An 18,216-nucleotide genomic window follows, 5' to 3' on the forward strand; every position below is an offset into this window, starting at 1 on the left:
GGGCTCCTTGGTCAGAAGGTGTCGCGCGCTTCGAGATGTTGCTCGACCTCGGCCCGTGTCGTCCACAGCTCGCGCAGTTTTTCGGCCGACAGGAAACGGAGCTGGTCGGCGCGGTGCGGCGAGCCGGGCTGGGTGGCGTTGCCATAGCTCAGCAGCCCCCTCACCCGCATCGGCTCTCCGAACTCGACCAGGCTGACCCAGGTCTCGCCATGCAGCGGCGTGCGCTCGCCACCCTGCATCGGTCCCCAGGTGATGGTGCGGAAGATGCCGAGATTGCCGTAACCGCCATTGCCCGGCAGGTCGACATCGCCGAGATGGAAGCGCGACACGGCGCCGAACGGCCGGTCGACTGCGCCATACAGCGCAATGGTGCGGTCGACCGCGCTCGACAGCATCGCCAGCGCGGCAGCGCCGTCGCGCAGGCCCCGCGGCGTCTCGATCGGATCGGTCTCGGTCCAGGGCGCGGCATAGTTGCTCTCGCCGGCGAATTTCGGACCTGCGAACAGCCCCGCCCACGTCTCGAACAGCAGCGCCCCTCGCGCATCGGCGTCGAACCGGTGGTTCCAGTGCGACAGCAGCTCGGCGGCGGCGTGCAGTTTCGGATCGTTGCTGGCGGCAGCGAGCGGGATCAGTTCCGGCAGCAGCCGGTCGGCCATCAGCGAGCGCGTGCAGAGTTTCTGGGCGACGAAATCGTCGTAGCTGACCTTCGCCTCGCTCAGGCGCAGATGCACCGATTGCTGCGCGCGCAGCGTCATCGGATCGAGCGGCGCCACATAGGCCGGGTATTGCTTACGGGTGATCGCCTGCGGCCAGGTGCTCCGCCAGGGGGTGTCGTTGGCATTCTGCACGAAGCCCGAGGCCGGATCGAACACCTGCGGCAGTTCGCCGAACGCCAGCGTGTCGGTCCACAGCGTCTTGGAGGTATCACCGGCGACCGGGTGCAGCCAGTCCTCGTAACTGCCACCGTCATGGCGCGGCACCAGCCCGTTATCGAGATAGAAGATGTGCCCGGCGCGGTCGCATAGACGATGTTGAAGGTCGGCACCTGCAGCTTCGCCACCGCCGCATGGAACTGCGTCCAGTTCCGCGCCCGGTCCATCTCCCAGTACTGCTGCAGCATGAACGGGCGATCGAGCCCGGCGACGCGGACCGCGATCGCGCTGCCATCGCCGCGCCGGAACACCGGGCCCTGCAGCGCGCGGTCCTGGGTGAAGCTCACCGTCTTCAGCGTGCCGTCCGGCTGGCGGACGCGGTAGGACTTCGCCTCGTGCGTGAAGGCGTGCGGCGTGCCGTCATAGACATAGCCGCGCCCGTTGGCGGTGAGGGTCAGACGGTAGCTGGTCCAGCCGAGCAGGTCGTTGACGGTATTGGTGAAGCCGAGCTCGTGATTGAAGCCGAAGCGCAGCACCGGCAGCCCGACCTGGGTGGCGCCGTAGATCGCCACCCCCGGCCCGGTCAGCTGCGCCTCGGTATAGGTGAGCTGCGACGGTGCCCAAGGCAGATGCGGGTTGGCCAGCAGCAGGGTGTGGCCGTCCTTCGTATGTGAGGGCGCGACCGCCCAGGCATTGGAGCCGCCGGCGGTGTTGAGCAACGGGTCGTCCAGCGCCTTCTTGCCCGACGCGATGTAGACATAGTTCATCAGCTTGAGCGCATGCGCGATGACGTCGCGACCGCTGACCGGCAGCACGACCGCCACCTTCGGGTCGATCGCCTCGGGATGCGCCTTCGCATAGGCGTTGATGCCATCGGCGAACGCGTCGAGATCGGCGCGGAAGGCAGGCGTCTGTGCGTCATACCAGCCCTGGGCGCGCTCCGGCATGTCGTTGCCGATCAGCCAGCGATCCTCCGCCTCGTAGTCGATGCCGTCGGGGCCCTTCGCGCCGAAATACTCCGCCCCCCGCGCCCGCGCCTCGCCATACAGGCGCAGCAGCAGATCGGCATGGTTGTGCGCCTGGGCATAGCCGAACCCGTAGAACAGGCCGGGCTCGGTCGGCGCGGTGACATGCGGCACACCGAAACTGTCCCACAGGATCTCGCCGTGCGGCGCCGCGCGAGCCGGCAGGCTCACGAGAGCCAGCAGGCAGACGAGCCCCCGACCCCTCATTTCGACGCCGGCAGCTTGCCTGCGCGAAGCTCCTCCGCCAGTGCCGGCAGGCCGTAGACGTCCTTGACCGCCGTGTAGAGCGCCGTCGTGTCCACCGCGACGGCCCGGTTGAGCTCGGGATCGTAGAGAAAATCCCCGCCCAGCGAATGGATGTTGCCGTCGAAGATCAGCCCGACCGCATGGCCGTCGCGGTCGAGCACCGGCGAGCCGGAATTGCCGCCGATGATGTCGTTGGTCGTCGCGAAATCGAATTTCGTCTTCAGGTCGAGCCGGGGCTTCGCGTCCAGCCAGACCTTGGGCAGCCTGAACGGTTCCGAGCCGGTGGCGCGCGCATAGAGACCGGCAAAATCGGTGAACGGCGCGATCTCGCGGCCGTTCTCGTTCCAGCCCTTCACCGTGCCGTAAGACAGACGCTGGGTGAAGGTGGCGTCGGGGTAGGAATTGGCCCCGTCTTTGGCAAAGCGCGCGCGCGCGATCGCCTCGGAAGCCTTGGCGAGCGGCGCGACGACCTGATCCTCGTACTGCTTGCGCAGGGCGAGCGCTTCGGGATCGATCCTGCGCGCCAGCACGATCATCGGGTCGGTGGAGGCCTCGATCGCCGCGCTGCCGCCCTTGTAGAGCGCCATCCGCACCGCGGGATCGCCGAGCTTGCTGCCGCTGACCAGGGCATGCGCCACCTCGTCGGGCGACTGCTTGCCAAGCACCTCGTGGACGAACGGGTCATCGGCGGTGAGGGCCTGACGCAGGCCGGTCAGCGAGAAGGCGAGCGTGGTCGCGTCGAACTGCGGATGGACCGGCGCGCTGGAGCCGAGCGCCGCCTTCAGCGCCGGCAGGCGTGCATCGCGGAAGGCCGGCAGACGCTCAGCATCCGGCTTGCCGGACTGGCTTGCGGCGCGCACCAGCATGCGCGCATAGCCGAACAGGTCGGAATCGAACCCGGCCGGGCTGCGCGTGCCCTCGATATAGGTGAAGCGGGTGAACAGTTTCCGCTGCGTCTCGATCGCCCGGTCGATCTGCGCCCAGGGGTCGCCGAACTGCTTCTGACGGGCGGGATCGGCGTCGATCCAGTCCTTCAGCTCGGCTTCGGCCTTCGCCTTGCCGGCCAGCACCGCGGGATCGGCGAGCGTCTGCATCCAGCCGCGATAGACCTTGAGGCCGTTCTGCACCCCGAACCATACCTCCTCGGCCTGACGCGCCTGCTCGCCGCCCTGGCGGCTGTACTCCCACAGCAGTCCGTCGAGGGCCGACAGGCGCGACAAGGTCAGCGGCAGCACCACGTCGTGCAGGAAGCGCAGCGACGCCACCGGCGTCTCGCGCGAGGTCGAGCCGGGATTGCCGGAGGTGAACACCAGTTCGCCGGCCTTGGGACCATTGACGTCGAACGGCAGGAAATCGGGCGTCGCCGCCGGTCTGCCGTTCTCGTAGGCGCGCAGGAACGTCACATCGAGGTCGTAGCGCGGAAAGTTGAAATTGTCGGGGTCGCCGCCGAAGAAGGCGATCTGCTGGTCGGGCGCGAACACCAGCCGCACGTCCTGATAACGCTTGTAGCGATAAAGCGCATATCGGCCGCCGTGGTAGAGGCTGACCACGTCGCAGCGCCACGTGGTGGCGTCGCCGCCGATGCACTCATGCTCGATCGCGCTCTCGGCCGCATGCTGGGCGTGGTTGTAGTCCGCGCCTTCATGCCCCTTGGTGGCGTCGTTCATCCGGTCGGTGACGTCGGTGATCGCGTAGAGCTGGTCGAGTTCCATCGCCGGGCATTTCGGCTCGCTCGCCTGGCCGGCGGCCCTGTAGCCGTCCGCCATGTAGTTCCGGCCGGGGCCGGACAGCTCCGAGAGACACTCGTTGGCGCAATGATGGTTGGTCATCACCAGCCCGTCGGCCGACACGAACGAGGCCGAGCAGCCGAGCGCGAGACGGGCTGAGGCGCGGGTGACCCGCTCGATCCAGGCCGCGGAAGGCTCGAAATGGTATTTGTCGCGCAACTGCGACAGCGGCAGGTGGTCCATGGTCCACATGCCCTCCTCGCCCAGTGCCGGCACCGCGGACACGGCGCTCAGCGCCGTGGCGGCCAGCAGCGGGACCACCGCGCCGAAGGACAATACACGCATCGAAACTCTCTCCCGTCGGTCGCGGCGTCCAGGCCACATGTCCGCCATGCGTAAACCGCGCGAGCCCGCCGTCAAGGGCCCCGGTCGCGACCAGGACGGGTTGACGCGGCGCCGGGGAAAACGTCCTCATTCCTGACGCGTTGAACGTGTATTGCGACGTGTGGACGAAGGATCGGCAGGAGGGCATGGCGCAGGACCCCTATCAGGTGCTCGGCATCAAGCGTGATGCCAGCGCCGACGACATCAAGCGCGCCTACCGTACGCTGGCCCGCAAGCTGCACCCGGATCTCAATCCGGGCGATGCGGACGCCGAATCGCGCTTCAAGGCGGTCAACGCCGCCCATGACCTGCTGTCGGACCCGGACAAGCGCGGCCGCTTCGACCGCGGCGAGATCGATGCCGAGGGCCAGGAGCGCGGACCCCCGCCCGGATCGGGTTTCGGCGGAGGGTTCGGAGGCGGCTTCGGGGGCGGAAACTGGCGCGAGCATGCCGAGGGACCACAAGGTGCGCGCTACCGGCGTCGTGCGGGGGGCGGCGGTGCGGACTTCGATCCTTCCGATTTCGACGATTTGTTCGGCGACTATTTCCGCCAGAGCGAGGCGCGGTCCAACGGGCCGCAGCGCGGCCGTGACGCGCAATATGCCCTCACCGTCAGCTTCCTCGACGCGATCCGGGGTGCGACCAGCCGGCTGACGCTGCCCGATGGCCGCACGCTGGACGTGAAGATCCCCGCCGGCATCGAATCGGGCACCGTGCTGCGCCTGCGCGGCCGCGGCGGTCCGGGTCGCAACGGTGCGGCCGACGGCGATGCGCTGATCGAGATCGTCGTGGCCCCGCATCCGGTGTTCACCCGCGATGGCGACGCGATCCGGCTCGACCTGCCGGTCAGCATGCGCGAGGCGGTGCTGGGCGAACGCGTCACGGTGCCGACGCCGCAGGGCAACGTGGCGATGAAGCTGCCCGAGGGCGCGGATGCCGGCACCGTGCTGCGGGTGCGCGGCAAGGGTATCGCCGCCCACGGCAAGGTGCCGGCCGGGGATGTCTACGTCACCCTGAGGATCGAGATCGGGCCGCGCGACGCCGCTCTGGCCGATCTGCTGCGCGCCTGGACGCCACCGGGCGGTGCGTTCGACCCGCGCGCGGCGCTGCTGGCGGAGATCGACGCCGCCGCCCATGCCTCGGGAGAAGCCGCATGAGCAGGCAGATCACCCTGGAACTGGTCTGCCGCGAGGCGGGCATCGAGCAGCGGATCGTCCGGCAGTGGATCGAGCGCGACTGGCTGCGGCCGGCCCCGGTCACGGCCGACGAGTTCGCCTTCGAGGAGATTGACCTCGCCCGGCTGCGCCTGCTGCGCGAACTGCACGCGCTTCAGCTCGGCGAGGCGGGGGTGCCGGTAGTGCTGTCGCTGCTCGATCAGCTCTACGACACCCGCCGCAGCCTCGGCCGCCTGCGCGAGGCGCTCGACGCCGCACCCGAGCCGGCACGCCTTGCGATCGTGCAGACGCTGCGACGCGGCTGAACCCGTTCACCCACCCGAAGAAGGACACCCGACCATGATCAAGATCTTCCTGCTCGGCGCCGCCATCGCGGTCGGCATCAAGCTGTTCGCGAACCGCAAGCCGCCCGCCTACTGAGCGTCCCGCGCCGGGTCGTAGCGGCAGGGCTCGGGCTTCGCCCGCGGACCGCCACGACCCGGCAGGTTGCCCAGGCGCGACCACAGCGGCACCGAGGCATCCTGCCCGGCCGAAACGGTCGGGAACGTGCTGGCATAGACATCCGCGCCCGACGGCAGCGCGTTGCCCGGCGCCTCCATCCAGCTCACCACGTCGCCGATCACCGCCTGACGGTTCAGGTCGTCGGGCAACAGATGATAGCCCGACGGATAATAGGCGCGCCGGACCCAGTCCGGCAGCGCCGCCCAATTGGCCCGCATCGCCTCGGGCGGGACCAGCCGGTCATGCGCGCCATAGGCCACCAGCAGTGGCGCGCGCACGCGCGGCGCCGCGGCGGCGGCACGGTTCATCAGTTCCACCACACCGTGCAGGTCGACCACCGGCGCCCCGTGCAGGGTGAGCGGATCATAGGACAGTCGCAGCAGCGCATTGCAGTTGTCGGTAACGACGCGCTCGACGCCATAGCGATGCGGGTCGGGCTTCCAGTCGGGGGCGAAGGTGTTGGCAAGTGCCAGCGGCACCGTCAGGCCGATGCCCATCTGGCCGGAGGTCCATACGCCCGGAGCCAGCGCGATGAAGCCCGCGACCCCCGGCGGCGGATCGGCGGCCAGGATCTGCACCTCGCCGCCGCCCATGCTCTCTCCCATCACGAACAGGCGCTGGCCGGGCTCGCGTGCGGCGACGGCCGCGATCATGGCGCGCGCATCGGCGATCAGGGCGTCGGTGCCGGGCCAGCGGCCGCGTCCCGGAGCGGCACCGAAGCCGCGCTGGTCGGGCGCATAGACCGTGTAGCCGGCCCGCACGAAGCCGGGTGCTGCGAACTGCCAGCCATCGCGGCTGTCGGTGAAGCCGTGCAGGGCGAGGATGACACCGTGCTGCGTGCCCGAGGCGCGCCACACCCGGGTCGGCAGCGCGGCCCCATCAGCACCCGGCAGGGTCAGGTCGACCGGGCCGGGCTGCAGATAGGCGGCCGGCACGCCGCGCTCGGCGGCGGTCAGGGTCCGTTCGGGAGGGGACTGGCAGGCGGACAGCGCCAGCGAGGAGAGAGTCAGGGCGAAGAGGGCGCGGATCATCGCCCCACTATGCCAGCGCCACCCGGATATGCCAGCCAGCCGGCTTCACGCTTGCGCCAGCCCATAGGAAAGCCCGGCCGGCGGGACTATGATGCGGCTCGCCTGAAGACGATGGATGAATTTCGATGAGCCAGAGCGCCCTGCCCGCCGATTTCCGCCGCGACGAAGGCCTGCCGCGCCCGCAACTTGGCGGGGTGGAGCGTATCGTGGTGCACAGCCGGGTGGTGGCCTGCGATGGCGGCGACGGGCCGCTCGGCCATCCGCGCGTGTGGCTGCGCATCGTCGGCGCGCAGCATTTCTGCCCCTATTGCTCGCGCCTCTACGTGCTCGACCCGGCGGCCGGGGCCGACGACGCGCATTGAGGGCGGCTCACGTGGCCGAGGACACGATCGACCTCGCCCCGCCCGACGCCCCGCCTGACGCAACGGGGTCGCTGGCGGGGGCGAAGCTGGTGCTGGTGGACGGCTCGGGCTTCATCTTCCGCGCCTATCACGCGCTGCCGCCGATGACCCGCGCCGACGGCACCCCGGTCAATGCCGTGTTCGGCTTCTCCAACATGCTCGCCCGCCTGCTGCGCGACCATGTCGGCACCCATCTGGCGGTGATCTTCGATGCCGGGCGCAGCACCTTCCGCAACCGCATGTACACCGCCTACAAGGCGCACCGGCCGGAGCCGCCCGATGACCTGATCCCGCAATTCGCCCTGGTGCGCGAGGCCACCGCCGCCTTCGGGGTGCCCGCGGTGGAGCTGGCCGACTGGGAGGCCGACGACCTGATCGCCTCCTATGCGCGCGAGATCGTCGCCCGCGGCGGCGAATGCACCATCATCTCGTCCGACAAGGACCTGATGCAGCTTCTCGGACCGGGCGTGGAGATGCTCGATCCGATCAAGCAGAAGCCGATCGGCGCCGAGGAGGTGCTGGCGAAGTTCGGCGTGCCGCCCGACAAGGTCGTCGAGGTGCAGGCGCTGATGGGCGATTCCGTCGACAACGTGCCCGGCGTGCCCGGCATCGGACCCAAGACCGCCGGCCAGCTCGTGGCCGAGTTTGGCGATGTCGAGGCGATCCTGGCCGCGGCCCCGGCGATGAAGCCGTCCAAGCGGCGCGATTCGCTGATCGAGCATGCCGAGGCGGCGCGCATCTCGCGCCGGCTGGTGGAACTGGACCGCAATGCGCCGCTGCCGCTGCCGATCGAGGCGCTGGGTGCGACCACGCCGGATGCACGCCGGCTCGGCACCTGGCTCGACGGGATGGGCTTCCGCTCCATCGCCGCACGACTGAGCCTGCCGGGCATGGTGCGTGGCGAGGTGGCGGCCGTCGCAAGCCCCGATCCGCACGCACCGGTCGCGGACGCGGCCGCCGAAGGCACGCCGTCCGTCGCCTATGGCCCCTACGGGCTGATCACCGATGCCGACGCGCTGGCCGCGCTGACCGACGAGATCACCCGCGCCGGTGTGGTGGCGATCGCGGTGCAGACCGACACCACCGACGCACGGCGCTCGCCGATCGTCGGCATCGCCTTCGCCACCGGCGCCGGCCGGGCGAGCTACCTGCCGCTGCGCCACGAGGGCGATCTCGAGCATCCCGTCGGCCCGCAGCTCGACTTCGGCACCGTCGCCGAGGCACTGCGGCCGCTGCTGGCCGATCCTTCGGTGCTGAAGCTGTTCCACAACGCCAAGTTCGACACGCTCGCGCTGTCCGCGGCGGGACTGCCCTTCCCCGCCCCGCTCGACGACACCATGCTGATCTCCTACGCGCAGGATGCCGGCGCGCACGGCCACGCGCTCGGCGAGCTCGCCGCCCGCCATCTCGGCCACACCCCGGCGACGTTCGAATCCGTCACCGGCACCGGCCGCGCCCGCCTGGCCTTCTCGCGTATCGCCCCGCAGGCGGCGGGACAGTTCGCAGCCGAGGCGGCGGATGCGACGTGGCGGCTGTGGCGCGCGCTGCGGCCCGGGCTGCGCGCGCAGAGATCGCTGTCGGTGTATGAACTTCTCGAACGCCGGCTGGTGCCGATCATCGCGCGCATGGAACAGGACGGCATCGCCATCGACGCCGCCGAACTCGCCCGCATGTCGGCCGATTTCGGCGCGCGGATGGCGGTGATGGAGACCGAGATCCACGCGCTCGCCGGCCGCTCCTTCAATCTCGGCAGCCCCAAGCAGCTCGGCGAGATCCTGTTCGACGAGATGGGCCTGCCGGGCGGCAAGCGGATGAAGACCGGCGCCTGGGGGACGGACTCGTCAGTGCTGCAGACGCTGGCCGAACAGGGCCATGTGCTGCCGGCGCGCATCCTCGACTGGCGGCAACTGGCGAAACTCAAATCCACCTATGCGGATTCGCTGGTCGACGACGTCGATCCCCGCACCCGTCGTGTCCACACCACCTTCCAGATGGCGGCCACCACCACCGGCCGGCTGTCGTCGAACGCCCCCAACCTGCAGAACATCCCCATCCGCACCGAGGAAGGCGGCCGCATCCGCCAGGCCTTCATCGCCGCCCCCGGCCAGGTGCTGGTGAGTGCCGACTATTCGCAGATCGAGCTGCGGCTGCTGGCGCATGTCGCCGACATCCCCGCCCTGCGCGAGAGCTTCCGCAACGGCGAGGACATCCATGCCCGCACCGCGTCCGAGGTGTTCGGCGTGCCGATGGCAGGCATGGACAGCCTCACCCGCAGGCGCGCCAAGGCGATCAATTTCGGCATCATCTACGGCATCAGCGCCTTCGGCCTCGCCCGCCAGCTCGGCATCGAGCCCGGCGAAGCGAAGCTCTATATCGACCAGTATTTCCGTCGCTATCCAGCGATCCGCGACTACATGGAGACCACCCGCGAATTCGCCCGCACCCATGGCTACGTGCTGACCCCGTTCGGCCGGCGCTGCTGGATCCCCGGCATCGCCGAGAAGAACCCGGCCCGGCGCGCCTATGGCGAGCGGCAGGCGATCAACGCGCCGCTGCAGGGCGGTGCGGCCGACATCATCAAGCGGGCGATGGTGCGCCTGCCCGACGCGATCGCGGCGTCCGGGCTGTCGGGACGCATGCTGCTGCAGGTCCATGACGAACTGCTGTTCGAATCGCCCCAGGACGAGGCGGCCGCGCTCGCGGACCTCGCGCGCGACGTGATGCAGCAGGCGGCGAGACTGGTGGTGCCGCTGGTGGTCGAGACCGGCACCGGCCGGCATTGGGGAGACGCGCATTGAGCCTGCATGCCTCGGATGTCCTGGTCAGCGGCGCCGGTTTCGCGGGCCTCGCCACCGCCTTCTGGCTCGACCGGCTGGGCTATCGGGTCACGGTGGCGGAGATCGCGCCGGGGCTGCGGCATGGCGGCACGCCGGTCGACATCGAGGGCGAGGCCCTTGCGGTCACCGCCCGGATGGGGCTTCTCGACGCCGTGCGCGACAAGGCGCTGCCACCGCGCCGGGTGGAGTTCCTCGGTGCAGATGGCGGCACGCTGGGGCTGATGCCGGCACAGTCCGACATTCGTGACGAAAAACACGAAATCCATCGCGACGACCTGCTCGACATCCTGTTCGCCGCGGTCGACGGCCGGGTGCGCACGCTGTTCGGCCGCACGATCATCGCACTCGAGGAGACGGATCAGGGCGTGACCGCCACCTTCGACAACGGACACCGCCACGAGTTCGCGCTGGTGTTCGGCTGCGACGGCAACCGCTCGAACACCCGCCGGCTGACGTTCGGCGAGAATGACGTCTCGTTGTTCATGGGTGGATATTTCGCCATCAAGGTGGTGCCGACGGTGAAGTTCCTGCCGGCCAACGTCACCCAGATCCTCTCCGTTGCCGGCCGCGCGGTGCTGCTGAACGGCTACAGCGACCGCACCGATATCGGCGCGGTGTTCCGCGCGCCGCATCCGCTCGAGCACGATCATCGCGACCGCGCCTGGCAGCGGCGCGTCCTGCAGGAACGTTTCGCCGGGCTCGGCTGGCAGGTCCCTGCCCTGCTGCGCGAGCTGGTGGCCGATGACAGCTTCTATTTCGACAGCATCAATCAGATCCGCATGCCCGCCTGGTCGCGCGGCCGGGTCGCGCTGGTCGGCGACGCCGGATACTGCGTCTCGCCGGTGGCAGGGTTCGGCGGCTCGATGGCGCTGATCGGCGCGGCGCATCTGGGCGAGGCGCTGGCAGCCCACCCGGGCGACCACGCGGCCGCCTTCGCTGCCTATGAACAGGGCCTGCGACCGCTGGTGACGAGAGTGCAGGACAAGGCGGTGGCGCGCGGCATGTCGTTCATGTTCCCGGCCACCGATATCGAGCTCGAACGACGCAACATGGCGATCAGCGATGGCAGTTTCGATCTCTGAACCGCAGGTCGCGCCGATCGAGGCTGTCGACCGGCGGGATGCAGCACTCTGCGCAGCACTGCTCGGGCTCAACAACGACTATGCGCGCGAACTGTCGCTGCTCGATGCGGCACGCTTCGACGACCTGTGCCGGATGGCCTTCGCGGCCTGGCATATCGGCGAGGCGGCCCTGCTGCTCGCCTTCGACCAGGACGCCCGCTACGACAGCGAGAATTTTCTGCATCTGCGCCGCAGCTTCGATCGCTTCGTCTATATCGATCGCGTCGTCGTCGCCGCCGCCGCGCGGGGGCTCGGCCATGCGGCCCGCCTCTATGCACGGCTGGAGGATGCCGCGCGCGCGGCCGGGCACCGGCGGCTGGTCTGCGAAGTCAACATCGATCCACCCAATCCGGGCTCGGACCGGTTCCACGCCGCGCGCGGCTTCCGGCCGATCGGCGAGGCACAGCTCGGCAACGGCAAGCGGGTCGGCTATCTCTGCCGCCCGCTGGATGCTCAGCCTGCTTCCACCGCCGCATCGTCGAGCGCCGCGGCACGCTGAAACGCCGGACGGCCCTGGGCGCGGGCGACGAATTCGGTGAAGACCGGGCACGGCGGGATCACCTTGAACTGGATCATGAAGCCGAGCTGCGAGGCGAGATAGAGATCGGCGACACTGAACGACGGGCCACAGAGCCAGTCCGCGCCGGTCACCGACAGCGCATCGTCGAGCACGTCGAGCATCTCCTCGAAACTGCCATAGCCGCACATCGCCCGCTTGTCGGGCGGCACCGTCACCCCCAGCGTGCGGTCGGTGCAGGCCGCCTCGACCGGTCCGGCGGCATAGAACAGCCAGCGGTAATAGGCCGCCCGCCCCGGATCGCCGGGCGGCGGTGCAAGCCGGCTCTGCGGATAGGTGTCGGCGAGCCAGGCGCAGATCGCCGGGGTCTCGGTGATCACCTGCCCGCCCGCCACCAGCGTCGGCACCTTGCCCATCGGATTGATGGCGAGAAAGTCCTCCCGCCGCATCGGCGCGCCCCAGCCAAGCACCTCGACCCTGTAGGGCGCGCCCACCTCCTCGAGCATCCAGCGCACGATGCGGCCGCGTGACTGCGGATTCGTATAGAGGACGAGTTCGTCGGTCGTCATCGCGTCGGGGTCTCCCTGATCGGCCAGCCAATGATCCGGTCGGCCCGCTGGCGTGTGTCGTTGATCCGGCGCGCATTGGGTTCGTCGGTCTGCGCGATCCAGGCCTCCGCCTCCGCACGCGTGCGGCCGAAGCGCATGTGGCGGGCCAGCAGCCACGCATTCCGCAACGCCGGATCGGTGTCGATGAACCAGATCTCGTCGAGCAGCGCGCGCACCTGCCCCCAATCGCCATCGAGCAGCAGGTAATTGCCCTCGGTGACGATCAGCGACGCCTCCGCCGGCACCGCGATCTCGCCGGCGACCGGCTGCTCGATCTCGCGATGGAAGGCGGGCGCATAGACGGTCTCGCCCGGCACCGGCTCCCGCAGGCGACGCAGCAGGGCGACATAGCCCCAGACGTCGAACGTATCGGGCGCGCCCTTGCGCGCGGCGCGGCCGAGGCGGTCGAGCTCGGCTTGGGCGAGATGGAACCCGTCCATCGGCACCAGCCGTGCGGATGGCCCGGCCTCGGCGACGATCGCCGCCGCGAGCGTGGACTTGCCGCCGCCCGGAGCGCCGCACAGGCCGAGCAGGCACCGCCCGCCTTTGGTGCGCAGCACCTCCAGACGCTCGCAGACGAGCGTCGGCAGGGCCATGTCGCTCAATCCTCGGCCCGGATATGCGCCATCACGATCGCCGCCGTCTCGTCGACCGGCCGCGTCGCATCGACCGCCCAGACCGGCTCGTCGACGGTCGGCACTTCCAGCGTGTCGAGCTGGCTCTGGAGAAGCGAGGCCGGCATGTAATGCCCCTTGCGGGCGGCGAGACGGGCTTCCAGCACCTCGCGCGAGACGCGCAGATAGACGAAGCGCAGGTTCTGCAGCCCCTCGCCGACGATCTCGCGATAGGAGCGCTTGAGCGCCGAGCAGGTCAGGATGCCGCCCTCGCCCGCCGCCAGCCGTTCGCGGGCCCACCGCCCGCAGAGCCGCAGCCACGGCGCGCGGTCGGCGTCGGTGAGCGGGATGCCGGCGCTCATCTTGGCGACGTTTTCAGGCGGATGCAGCTCGTCACCCTCCTGGAACGCCCAGCCGGTCCGGACCTGGAGCGCCTTCGCCAGCGTGGTCTTGCCGGTGCCTGACACGCCCATGATGACCAGCACGTAAGGGTGCAGCGTCTGCGCGGGCATCGCCTCAGCCCTCCCGCACGATGCGTCGGACGCCGCCGATGCCGGCCACCAGGGCGCATTCGGCGCGGTTGATGAACAACCCGCTCTCGACCACGCCGACCACGTCGTCGATCGCCAGCTCGCTCGCACGCGGATCGGCGATGCCGTCGAACTTGCAGTCGAGGATGAGATTGCCGCCATCGGTGATGAACGGCACATCGCCCCCGGCATGGCGCAGGATCGGCTCGGCGCCGAGTTCACGCAGATGCGCGGCGGTGGCCTGCCAGCCGAAACGCACCACCTCGACCGGCACCGGTGTGCGGCGACCGAGGCGTTTCACCAGCTTGCTCTCGTCGGCGATGATGACCAGACGCTTCGAGGCGGCAGCGACGATCTTCTCGCGCAGCAGCGCACCACCGAGCCCCTTGATCAGGGCGAGCGAGCCAAGCTCGATCTCGTCGGCGCCGTCGACGGTCAGATCGATCCGCGGATGCGTGTCCAGCCCGACCAGAGGGATGCCGACGCTGCGCGCCTGCTCGGCAGTGCGTTCCGAGGTCGGAATCGCCACGATCCGCAACCCATCGCCGACCCGGCGCCCGAGTGCATCGACCAGGAAGCGCGCGGTGGAGCCGGTCCCCAGGCCCACCACCATGCCGTCCTCGACCAGCGCCGCGGCGGCTTCGCCCACGGCCTGTTTCTGCTCGTCCTGGGTATCGGTCATGACGCGTCGCCGGCTGCGGCGCGGTCGATGAACCACAGGATCTCGCCGCGCGAGGTGATGCGTGCCGCAGGCTGACTGGTGTCACCGTCGAGCACGCGGCCCAGCACCTCGTGCTTGCCGGCGCCGACGACGAGGAACAGCACGCAGGCCGAACTGTCGATAGCCGGGTAGGTCAGGGTGAGGCGGTCGTTCGGCGCGTCGTCGGGTGTGCACCAGCTCACCCAGGCATCGGTCACATCGAGCACGGAGGTGCGCGGAAACAGCGAGGCGGTGTGGCCGTTCTCGCCCAGGCCCAGCAGCACCACGTCGAACAGCGCCCCGCGCGCATTGAGCTCGTCGCTGCCATAGACCCGCACCAGCTCGTCCTGATAGGCGGCGGCGGCGGCGGCCGCATCGTCACCGAAGGGCGGCACATGCACGTTGGCCGCCGGGATCGGCACCTCGTCGAGCATCGCGAGACGCGCCATGTGGACATTGCTGCGCTCGTCGTCGTGCGGCACGAAGCGTTCGTCGCCGAAGAACAGCTGCACCGACGTCCACGGGAAACGATCGCGATAATCGGGCCCGGCGAGGATCTGGTACAGCCGCTTCGGCGTCGAACCGCCCGACAGCGCCAGACGGAACGTGCCGCGCTCCTCGATCGCCTCCAGCGCACGGTCGGTCAGGAACTCCGCGGCCGCGCGCGCCACCGCCTCGCCATCGGCATAGACATCCACACCCGCGTGATCGGTCACGGCCATCACGCGTCCTCCCCGAGCACGAAGCGCTCCATCGCCTTGGCGAAGCCTTCATCCTCGGAGGAATCGGTGACTTCCTTCGCCTGGCCCTTGACCTCGTCGGAGGCGTTGCCCATCGCGATCGACAGCCCGCTCTCGCGGAACATCAGCACGTCGTTGGGCTGGTCGCCGATGGTGGCGATGGCATCGAGCGGAATGTCGAGATGCTTCGACAGCCACTTCACCGCCGCACCCTTGTTGGCCAGCGGGTGGGTGATGTCGAGATAATAGGGCTGCGAGGGCGCAGCCGAAACCTGGTCGCCGAACGCGTCCTGCACCGCCTTCAACCCGGCCGCGACGTCATCCTCGTTGTCGCTGACGCCGACGATCTTCACTGCGTCGTCGAGAAACGGCGCAAAATCATCGACCACCTTCGGCTGGAACTTCACCGTCCAGGCCTCGCGTTCGACATGCGGCGCGCCTGCCTTGCCGATCAGCCAGTCATCGCCCGCATAGACCCAAGGATCGAGCTTCGCCTCGCGCAGCAGTCCGATCAGCTTCTCGCTGGTCGCGCGGGGCAATGTATGCGCCTCGATCACGTCCTTCAGATCGGGCGAGACGAACATGCCGCCATTGAAGCCGGCGACCGGCTCGTCCATCTCCAGCGGCCCGACCAGCATCTGCATGCCCTTCGGCGGCCGGCCGGAAGTGATCGCAAATCCGATGCCCTGCTCACGCATCTTCTTCACCGCCGCGATGGCGCGGTTGGTCAGCACCTTGTCATGCGTGACCAGTGTCCCGTCGACATCGGCCAGCACCAGCTTGATCTTCGACATGATGATTCAGACGACCTCCCCGTTCGCCGGTGCGCGTGGCAGCACGAATTCGCGCACCGCATACGCCCAGCCATCTTCCTCGTTGGTGCGGGTGACGACATGCGCATGCGCCTGTACCGCCTCCTCCGCATTGCCCATCGCGATGGCGAGGCCGGCGACCTTCAGCATCGCGATGTCGTTCGGCATGTCGCCGATGCACGCCATCTCCTCGGGCTCGACACCGAGCAGACGTGCGAGCGTCAGGGCCGCCTCGCCCTTGTTGGCGCGCGGATGGGTGATGTCGAGATAATAGGGCTGAGAGCGATGCGCATTGAGCACGTCGCCGAGGGCCGCATCCATCTCGATCGCCACCCGCTCCAGCTTCGGATAATCGGTGGTCGAGCCCATGATCTTGCCGGCGATGGTGGTGAACGGCGTGAAATCGCGCACCACCGTCGGCGTCATCCGGATCGCGTGCTGCTCGTGCTCGACATAGCCGCCCTGGGGATTGCGGATATACCAGCGCCCCTCGCCGAAGATCCAGGCGTCGATCCCGTGCGTCTCCAGCATGTCGAGCGCGGCCTGCGCCGCCTCCGGCTCGATGAACACGCTTTCCAGCAACGAGCCGTCGGGGCTGAGGATCTCGCCGCCATTGAGTCCGGCGCGCGGCGTGTCGATACCGAGCGGCTCCAGCAGCATGTCCATGCCGTGCGCAGGCCGCGCGCTGACCAGTGCGAGCCTGATGCCGGCCTCGCGCAGTGCCCGTGCGGCCGCCAGCACGCCCTCGGTCAGCCGCTTGTCGCGAGTCACCAGCGTGCCGTCGATGTCGGAGACCAGCAGCCGGATGGGAGATGGCGCGCTCATGTGCGCAACCTCAGCCAGGAACGTCCCTTGCCCTCCAGCAGCGTATCCGCCTCGGCCGGACCGCGGGTTCCGGCGACATAGGGACGGATCGGTGCGAGCCCCTCGGCCCGCGCCTCCAGCGCGGGCTCCACCGCCGCCCAGCCGGCCTCGACATTGTCGGCACGCTGGAACAGCGTCGCGTCGCCGATCATGCAGTCATAGATCAAGGTCTCGTATCCCGTGCTGGGTGCCACCGGAAACCAGTCGGCATAGTCGAACTTCATCCTCACCCCGCCAAGCTTGACGATCGGCCCGGGCCGCTTGGCGCTGAACTGGATCGTGCAGCCCTCGGAGGGCTGGATGTGCAGCACCATGATGTTGGGCGTGAGCTTCTCGACCGGCGTGTCACGAAACAGCGCATAGGGTGCCTGCTTGAAATGGATCGCCACCTCTGTTTTGCGTGCCGACAGCCGCTTGCCGGTGCGCAGGTAGAACGGCACCCCGGCCCAGCGCCAATTGTCCACCGCGACCTTCATCGCCACATAGGTCTCGGTATCGGAATGCGGATCGATATCGGGCTCTTCGAGATAGCCCGGCACCGCTCTGTCGCCGATCGTTCCGGCGGTGTACTGGCCGCGCACATAGGTCAGCGGCAGGTTGCCCTGCGGCATGTGATGGATCGCCTGCAGCACCTTGGACTTCTCGTCTCGCACCGCATCCGCATCGAAGGAGCTCGGCGCTTCCATCGCGGTCATCGCCAGCAACTGCATGATGTGGTTCGGCACCATGTCGCGCAGCGCGCCGGTGCCCTCGTAGAACCGTCCGCGCGCCTCCACTCCCACCGTCTCGGCGGCGGTGATCTGCACGTGATCGATGTTCTGGCGGTTCCACAGCGGCTCGAAGATGCCGTTGGAAAAGCGCAGGGCAAGGATGTTCTGCACCGTCTCCTTGCCCAGATAGTGATCGATCCGATAGATCTGGCTTTCCGACAACGACTTCGCCAGATCGCGGTTGAGCAGACGGGCCGATCCGAGATCGGCGCCGAACGGCTTCTCGATGATCACCCGACGGAAACACCCGTCCTCGCGCGTCAGCCCCGACGCCCCCAGCCCTTCGACGATAGTGCCGAAGAATCGCGCTGCGACCGCAAGATAGAACACGCAGTTGCCGGTGCCGATCTCGGCCGCAAGTGCGGCATAGGTGTCAGGATTTTGAAAGTCGCCGCGCAGGTAGGAGATGTGGTCGCGCAGCCAGGTCCAGACCGGAACGTCCAGCAGCGTGGCATGCGCCTGCCGCTTGGCGGCGAAGTCCTGGATCGAGACGGTAAGTTTCTCGCGCAGTTTCTCGTCGTTCTGGTCCTGCCAGTCCACCGCAATGACCCGGAATCCCGGGTCGAGCAGCTGCGCGACCGCAAGATTGTAGAGGGCGGGCACCAGCAGGCGCGCGGTGAGGTCGCCGCTGCCGCCGAAGATCACCAGCGTGCAGGGCGGCGCCCGTAACGGTTGTGGCCCGTCCGCCGCTTCGAGCACGCCGTCGAGGGGCAGATCGAGAGCTTCCATCGCGCGCCGCCC

At 68.9% G+C, this 18,216-nt stretch carries 16 protein-coding genes and 1 pseudogene; 6 read left to right on the plus strand and 11 right to left on the minus strand.

The genetic code is table 11. From position 1 onward, the window contains the following. Positions 1-11 precede the first annotated feature (11 nt). Together FHR90_RS17780 and FHR90_RS06960 are read right to left on the minus strand one after the other, a co-directional pair. Positions 12-2,104: pseudogene (locus FHR90_RS17780) on the minus strand (penicillin acylase family protein). Beyond that, positions 2,101-4,215: a S46 family peptidase gene (locus FHR90_RS06960; protein ID WP_176622641.1), complete on the minus strand. Its 2,115-nt coding sequence runs from the start codon at positions 4,213-4,215 to the stop codon at positions 2,101-2,103. The pseudogene FHR90_RS17780 and the gene FHR90_RS06960 overlap by 4 nt, the downstream one beginning before the upstream one ends. Before the next feature lie 185 nt (positions 4,216-4,400). Between FHR90_RS06960 and FHR90_RS06965 the strand changes: the two genes are divergently transcribed. Then, positions 4,401-5,411, plus strand: a complete 1,011-nt coding sequence (locus FHR90_RS06965) for a DnaJ C-terminal domain-containing protein (RefSeq protein WP_176622640.1) — start codon at positions 4,401-4,403, stop codon at positions 5,409-5,411. Further along, the gene (locus FHR90_RS06970) at positions 5,408-5,734 is read left to right on the plus strand and encodes a chaperone modulator CbpM (protein WP_176622638.1); all 327 of its coding nucleotides are present in this window, start codon (positions 5,408-5,410) and stop codon (positions 5,732-5,734) included. The genes FHR90_RS06965 and FHR90_RS06970 overlap by 4 nt, the downstream gene beginning before the upstream one ends. A 108-nt stretch (positions 5,735-5,842) precedes the next feature. On the opposite strand, the gene FHR90_RS06975 is transcribed toward FHR90_RS06970, so the two are convergent. Further along, entirely contained in the window at positions 5,843-6,961 is a 1,119-nt protein-coding gene (locus FHR90_RS06975; protein ID WP_183274964.1) for an alpha/beta hydrolase, read from the minus strand. Positions 6,962-7,086: 125 nt separating this feature from the next. Here FHR90_RS06975 and FHR90_RS06980 point away from each other — a divergent pair, with 125 nt between their 5' ends. The 4 genes from FHR90_RS06980 (at position 7,087) to FHR90_RS06995 (ending at position 11,819) form a co-directional block, all read left to right on the plus strand. After that, entirely contained in the window at positions 7,087-7,323 is a 237-nt protein-coding gene (locus FHR90_RS06980; protein WP_176626048.1) for a zinc-finger domain-containing protein, read from the plus strand. A gap of 71 nt (positions 7,324-7,394) precedes the next feature. Further along, positions 7,395-10,160, plus strand: coding sequence for a DNA polymerase I (gene polA / locus FHR90_RS06985; RefSeq protein WP_183275005.1), 2,766 nt, complete (start codon positions 7,395-7,397; stop codon positions 10,158-10,160). Continuing rightward, positions 10,157-11,281 carry an FAD-dependent monooxygenase gene (locus FHR90_RS06990; protein WP_176621741.1) on the plus strand — a complete coding sequence of 375 codons (1,125 nt, stop codon included), beginning with the start codon at positions 10,157-10,159 and terminating at the stop codon, positions 11,279-11,281. The genes polA and FHR90_RS06990 overlap by 4 nt, the downstream gene beginning before the upstream one ends. After that, positions 11,262-11,819 (plus strand): GNAT family N-acetyltransferase, encoded by a 558-nt coding sequence (locus tag FHR90_RS06995; RefSeq protein ID WP_176621740.1) that lies wholly within the window; start codon positions 11,262-11,264, stop codon positions 11,817-11,819. Before FHR90_RS06990 ends, FHR90_RS06995 begins: the two co-directional genes overlap by 20 nt. On the opposite strand, the gene FHR90_RS07000 is transcribed toward FHR90_RS06995, so the two are convergent. Genes FHR90_RS07000 through zwf form a run of 8 tightly spaced genes read right to left on the minus strand, consistent with a single transcriptional unit; the run spans position 11,774 to position 18,204 of the window. After that, on the minus strand, positions 11,774-12,406 hold the full coding sequence (locus FHR90_RS07000; protein WP_176621739.1) for a glutathione S-transferase family protein: 633 nt from the start codon (positions 12,404-12,406) through the stop codon (positions 11,774-11,776). The two genes, FHR90_RS06995 and FHR90_RS07000, sit on opposite strands and share 46 nt — an antisense overlap. Then, positions 12,403-13,041: a nucleoside/nucleotide kinase family protein gene (locus FHR90_RS07005; RefSeq protein ID WP_176621738.1), complete on the minus strand. Its 639-nt coding sequence runs from the start codon at positions 13,039-13,041 to the stop codon at positions 12,403-12,405. Before FHR90_RS07005 ends, FHR90_RS07000 begins: the two co-directional genes overlap by 4 nt. Positions 13,042-13,046: 5 nt before the next feature. Next, the gene (locus FHR90_RS07010; protein ID WP_176621737.1) at positions 13,047-13,571 is read right to left on the minus strand and encodes a gluconokinase; all 525 of its coding nucleotides are present in this window, start codon (positions 13,569-13,571) and stop codon (positions 13,047-13,049) included. Between the two features lie 4 nt (positions 13,572-13,575). Then, positions 13,576-14,271 carry a ribose-5-phosphate isomerase RpiA gene (rpiA, locus tag FHR90_RS07015; RefSeq protein WP_176621736.1) on the minus strand — a complete coding sequence of 232 codons (696 nt, stop codon included), beginning with the start codon at positions 14,269-14,271 and terminating at the stop codon, positions 13,576-13,578. Continuing rightward, positions 14,268-15,011, minus strand: coding sequence for a 6-phosphogluconolactonase (gene pgl, locus FHR90_RS07020; RefSeq protein WP_176621735.1), 744 nt, complete (start codon positions 15,009-15,011; stop codon positions 14,268-14,270). Before pgl ends, rpiA begins: the two co-directional genes overlap by 4 nt. Next, complete coding sequence (locus FHR90_RS07025; RefSeq protein ID WP_176621734.1) at positions 15,011-15,823, minus strand: Cof-type HAD-IIB family hydrolase; 813 nt, start codon at positions 15,821-15,823, stop codon at positions 15,011-15,013. Before FHR90_RS07025 ends, pgl begins: the two co-directional genes overlap by 1 nt. A gap of 6 nt (positions 15,824-15,829) precedes the next feature. Then, entirely contained in the window at positions 15,830-16,666 is an 837-nt protein-coding gene (locus tag FHR90_RS07030) for a Cof-type HAD-IIB family hydrolase (protein WP_176621733.1), read from the minus strand. Continuing rightward, positions 16,663-18,204 carry a glucose-6-phosphate dehydrogenase gene (gene zwf, locus FHR90_RS07035; RefSeq protein WP_176621732.1) on the minus strand — a complete coding sequence of 514 codons (1,542 nt, stop codon included), beginning with the start codon at positions 18,202-18,204 and terminating at the stop codon, positions 16,663-16,665. Before zwf ends, FHR90_RS07030 begins: the two co-directional genes overlap by 4 nt. Positions 18,205-18,216 lie beyond the last annotated feature (12 nt).

It is taken from the genome of Endobacter medicaginis (genome assembly GCF_014192375.1).
Lineage (GTDB): Bacteria > Pseudomonadota > Alphaproteobacteria > Acetobacterales > Acetobacteraceae > Endobacter > Endobacter medicaginis.